Raw genomic sequence first — 4,639 nt, 5'->3', positions numbered from 1 at the left:
CGGCACCTAGAAGAACCACTACGTTTTCAGCTCCGTATTGTTCAGCGAAGTCTTTAACTCTCTTTTGGTTTTCTAAGTCCATAGCTCCTGCACTAGTTCAGACGAAACATTCTGTAGATGAGAAAATTACTTCTGTGTTAGGAACTGTGTTTACACATGTTTCAATTGCAAGACCTGGAATTCCATCACGGTCTCCAATTATGATAACTTTTTTATTTTCTAAAAATCCCATAATTATCCTTTCTTAAGTTTATATTTTATTTAGTTTTGAATAAATCTTTTTTATATTAATTAATAAGTTTTTGCTGTTAATCTGTTGAATCCAGTTTCGTTAGTAGCACCAGTAATTGCTTGGATTTCCACTTCGATAGTACCGTCATCTTTTAATGCTCCATCAGATCCACCTGCGATAGTGTCAACGAATTGGATATGACCAATTACTTTGTCCATCTTTGGTAAAGTGATGAATTGGTTAGCATTACCACCAGTTACTACTGCGTTTGCAGCTGGGTCAGCATCTGCTAATGATTGAGAAGCACCGTCACGTCCTGCATATTCATCAGTGATGATAACAGTTTGGATTCCTTTGCCTTCAATCTTCTTACAGTTCATGATTAAGTCAGTATCTGGGTTACCGAAACCTTCTTGTGATACGATAGCAGCGTCAGCTCCTAAGAATTCACAAAGTTTTGCAGTCATGTCAGAGTGTCTGATCTTATCCATCAAGTATACATTTTCGTTAGTAATTACAACTCCTAAGAAGTTGATTGATTTACCGTGTTCTTTGTATAATTCTCTGATTACACCATTGTTTAAGTGAACGTAAGTTGGGTTTTTGTCACAAGCACTTACACAGTTACCTGAACAAATTGCTCCGTCCATGATTTCAGTTGGGTATAAGAAAGTTGGAATAATTTTCTTAGCGTCAACTCCATAAACATAAGTGTCGTGTAATAAACCTTGAGTTTGTAACATGTAAACATATACAACTTTTGGTAATTCTGGATATTGTTTAACTTGTTCTAAGATTGGAAGAGTTTCGAATGTTTCCCATTCATCTGCTTCTAAATCTTTTGCTAATCTACCGATGAAATCAGTGATTCTTAAACCAGCCATTCTAACGCCAGCTTCGTGATTGTGTTGTTTAACACCTTCAACTGGTTCGATAGTTACTACTAAGTTAACTGTCTTAGAGAATGGAGTATATTCAGCACCTAAACCTGACATATCGATGATACCTTCTTGGAATCCTACGATTTTACCTGTTGTAACAACAGCAATGTCTTTAAGAGCGATAGTTTTACCTGAACCAACAGGATCAACTTTGTTTAATATTCCTGGGAATACTTCTCCACCTTCAACTTTAACTCTTGGTTCGTTAACATCCTTAACTGGTGTTATACGAGTGCTTTCGCCTGGATGAGCGATATCAAAATCAATTGATTCTAAGTGTTCATCATCAGCTACACCTGATACATCTGCTAATTCTTTCTTATTAAGATACAAAATGTGGTCTTCGATTCTTGACTCACCTTCATCAAAGATGATGTCTTTAATAAAAATCTTACCTAATTCAAGACGCATATCTTAACCTCCTATAATAATTTTTTATTTAAACTCAATAGGGGAGTGACCCCTAATGAGTTTTTAACTAATTTACTTCTACTTTAATCTAGCTTTAGATTAGTTGTAGTGTTTTTGGATCATTGCTTCTATGTTTTCCAAATTAGCGTCATCTTTATTGATTTCATCAATTTTTTGACCGTCTTTGTACATTAACATAGTTGGTAATCCTAATACTTGTTGTTTGATAGCAACTCTTCTAGCTGAAGTAATGTTTAGTGAACAGAATTTAATTTTGTCACCGTATTTTTCAGCTAATTCATGAACGCCTGGCATAAGTGCCTTACATGGTTCACATCCGTCACTCCAGAAGTCTACGAATACTAATCCTTCAGCTTCTAATACTTCTGGTTCAAAAGTTTTCTTGTCTAATTCTAACATTTCAAATGCCTCCTAAAATTTTTATATTAATATTCTATCCAAAGTTTGACTAATTATGTCGAAATCGACAACTCTGAAATCATCTAAGATTTCAGCTGGCCAACGCTTTGGTTTAGAAATATTCATAAACTTAGTTGCAGTATTGATAGATTCTTCAATCATCATCAAGGAATCGGTATCAAATTTGTCACTCTTTTCCAAAATAACAGATCTAAAAACAGTTTCGTTTGGTTTTACTGATCCATAAAGCGGGTGAGTGACTAGGCGATAATTTTGATGAATTAAATCGCGAGCTTTTTTCAAAATTCCGATGTAGTCGATTTCAATGTATTCAACTGTTACATCATTCCTTTTGATAGCATCTTTAAAAAATTCATTGTTTGTGATTAATAACATCTTTTACCCTACCTGTCTTTTGATTCGTTATAAGCTATTTTCTAGCTCAATATTATTATATAACAAAATCACCCAAATGTAATCATATATAGAAAATCATAATAACCGCTCATAAAAAATCACAAATTACTTTATTGAATGAAATTTAATTTGTTAAAACCAAAACATTAAAACGCAAATAAAAAATTCGAATTTTATTCTGATTCAAAAAGCGATTACAATCTCCCAATCGCTATATGATAGACAATTCTCTGCTCTTATATTATAATTTACTCATAAGTTAATGTCAAATACGTATATAATATATAGAAGAAAATGGAGGACAAAAAAATGGGAGCTAATTTACAAGAAATGTTCAAGAAACTTCCTCAAGTTTCAGAAATTTTAGAATCGGAAGAAATTTTAAAAGCTTATGAAGAATATCCTGAAAGTTTAATTAAAGATTCTGTGAGAGAATCCATAGAATTTTTTAGAAATAGAATATTAAATAAAGAAGAGTTTGATTTTTATAACAAAGATGTTATCGATAAGGCATTTGAACTGATAGACAAAAATTTTTCTCCATCATTGAAACCAGTAATAAATGCTACAGGAGTTATTTTACATACAAATCTTGGTAGATCATTATTAAATGAAAAAGTTGTTGATAATTTGTGTAAAATTGCAGGGAATTATTCTAACTTAGAGTACGACTTAGATGAAGGCAAAAGAGGCTCCAGATATGTTCATGCTGTAGAACTTTTAAAAAGAATCACAAAAGCAGAGGATGCTGTAGTTGTAAATAATAATGCAGCTGCTGTTTTTCTTGCCTTAAATACTTTAGCTCAAAACAAACAAGCTATTATAAGTAGAGGAGAACTTGTTGAAGTCGGTGGATCTTTTAGAATATCTTCAATTATGGAAAAATCTGGTGCAAAATTAGTAGAAGTTGGTTCAACTAACAAAACACACTTATACGATTATGAAGATAATATTAATGAAGAAACTGCGCTTATAATGAAAGTTCATACTTCCAATTATTCTGTAGTAGGATTTAGCGAAAGTGTAAGTGGAGATGAATTGAGAGATTTGTGTGACGAGAAAGGCATACATTTAATAGAAGATTTGGGTTCAGGTTCACTGATAGATTTGTCAAAGTTTGGACTTAGTTATGAAAGAACTGTGAAGGATTGTATAAATGAAGGAATTGATTTGGTATCATTCTCTGGCGACAAGATTTTAGGTGGACCTCAAGCAGGAATTATTGTTGGAAAGAAAGAATTGATATCTAAAATCAAGAAAAATCAATTATTGAGAGCGTTCAGAGTTGATAAATTTACATTAGGAGCTTTAGAGGAAACTCTCAAATTCTACTTAGATGATGAAAGGGCAATTGCAAATATCCCGACTTTGAAGATGATATCCATGCCAAAAGAAGAAATTCTTAGAAAAGCAGAAAAACTTAAATCTATGATAGAAAAAGAAGTGGACTTGAATATGGAAATTGTGGAATCTCAAAGTGAAATTGGAGGTGGGGCATACCCATTAGACAGACTAAATTCGTATTCTATTGCCGTTAAACCAGAAATGAAAGTATCAGAATTTGAACGTAGACTTAGACTATCTGATGAACATATTATTGGAACTGTTCACGATGATACATTCTTCATGGATTTAAGGTGTATTTTTGAAAAAGATTTTGAAAGAATTGTAAATGTAATAAAATCTAATTTATCGTAGAGAACTATGAGGAAAATCCCGGATTTTTAATTCGGGATTTTTGACTATTTGAACAAAAAATTTAGAAAAAATGTAGGAAAATATTTACAAAGTTAGAATTAATATGTTATAATGACTAAAAAGGATTTGATCCTTGTTTTTTTACTGTTTATTGTTTTAATGTAAAAATTTTAAGTTAATAATATTTAACTCTTTGCATTTTTTTGGAAAACGATACACATTAAATAATGTCAATCAGAAGAAAAATCAATAGGAGGTAAATTATGAAAAAAAAGTATAACATAGGTCAGGTAATCACCTATGCTGGAGCTTTTATTGCATTACTTATAGGCTCTGGATTTGCAACGGGCCAAGAAATTTTACAATTCTTTTCTTCATATAGACTATATGGACTTATAGGAATTATGATTTGTTTTGGGCTGTTTACGTTTGCAGGATTATCATTCTTAAACGACGGTTATTATTCAAAATTTGAAAAACCAAACCAAATTTACAAATTGATGTGTGGAAATAAGATAGG

The 4,639-nt window shown here is 31.9% G+C and carries 4 protein-coding genes and 2 pseudogenes; 2 read left to right on the top strand and 4 right to left on the bottom strand.

Translation table 11 applies throughout. The annotated features are described in order from the left end of the window. The 4 genes and pseudogenes from KHW44_RS06590 to KHW44_RS06575 form a co-directional block, all read right to left on the bottom strand. Window positions 1–232: pseudogene (locus KHW44_RS06590) on the bottom strand (glycine/sarcosine/betaine reductase complex selenoprotein A); the annotation flags it as partial. Between the two features lie 59 nt (window positions 233–291). After that, window positions 292–1,584, bottom strand: coding sequence for a glycine/sarcosine/betaine reductase component B subunit (locus tag KHW44_RS06585; RefSeq protein WP_094206886.1), 1,293 nt, complete (start codon window positions 1,582–1,584; stop codon window positions 292–294). A 99-nt stretch (window positions 1,585–1,683) separates the two neighbouring features. After that, complete coding sequence (locus KHW44_RS06580) at window positions 1,684–2,004, bottom strand: co-chaperone YbbN (protein WP_002835444.1); 321 nt, start codon at window positions 2,002–2,004, stop codon at window positions 1,684–1,686. 21 nt (window positions 2,005–2,025) lie between these two features. Further along, the gene (locus tag KHW44_RS06575; protein WP_281682893.1) at window positions 2,026–2,400 is read right to left on the bottom strand and encodes a GrdX family protein; all 375 of its coding nucleotides are present in this window, start codon (window positions 2,398–2,400) and stop codon (window positions 2,026–2,028) included. A 330-nt stretch (window positions 2,401–2,730) separates the two neighbouring features. Between KHW44_RS06575 and selA the strand changes: the two genes are divergently transcribed. Both selA and KHW44_RS06565 read left to right on the top strand, forming a co-directional pair. Continuing rightward, window positions 2,731–4,119: an L-seryl-tRNA(Sec) selenium transferase gene (gene selA, locus KHW44_RS06570; RefSeq protein ID WP_304067478.1), complete on the top strand. Its 1,389-nt coding sequence runs from the start codon at window positions 2,731–2,733 to the stop codon at window positions 4,117–4,119. A 263-nt stretch (window positions 4,120–4,382) separates the two neighbouring features. Continuing rightward, window positions 4,383–4,639, top strand: a pseudogene (locus KHW44_RS06565) (hypothetical protein); the annotation flags it as partial.

Origin of the sequence: Finegoldia magna (assembly GCF_018371055.1) — a bacterium.
Lineage (GTDB): Bacteria > Bacillota > Clostridia > Tissierellales > Peptoniphilaceae > Finegoldia > Finegoldia magna_I.
This window is presented reverse-complemented; position numbering and strand designations above follow the sequence as displayed.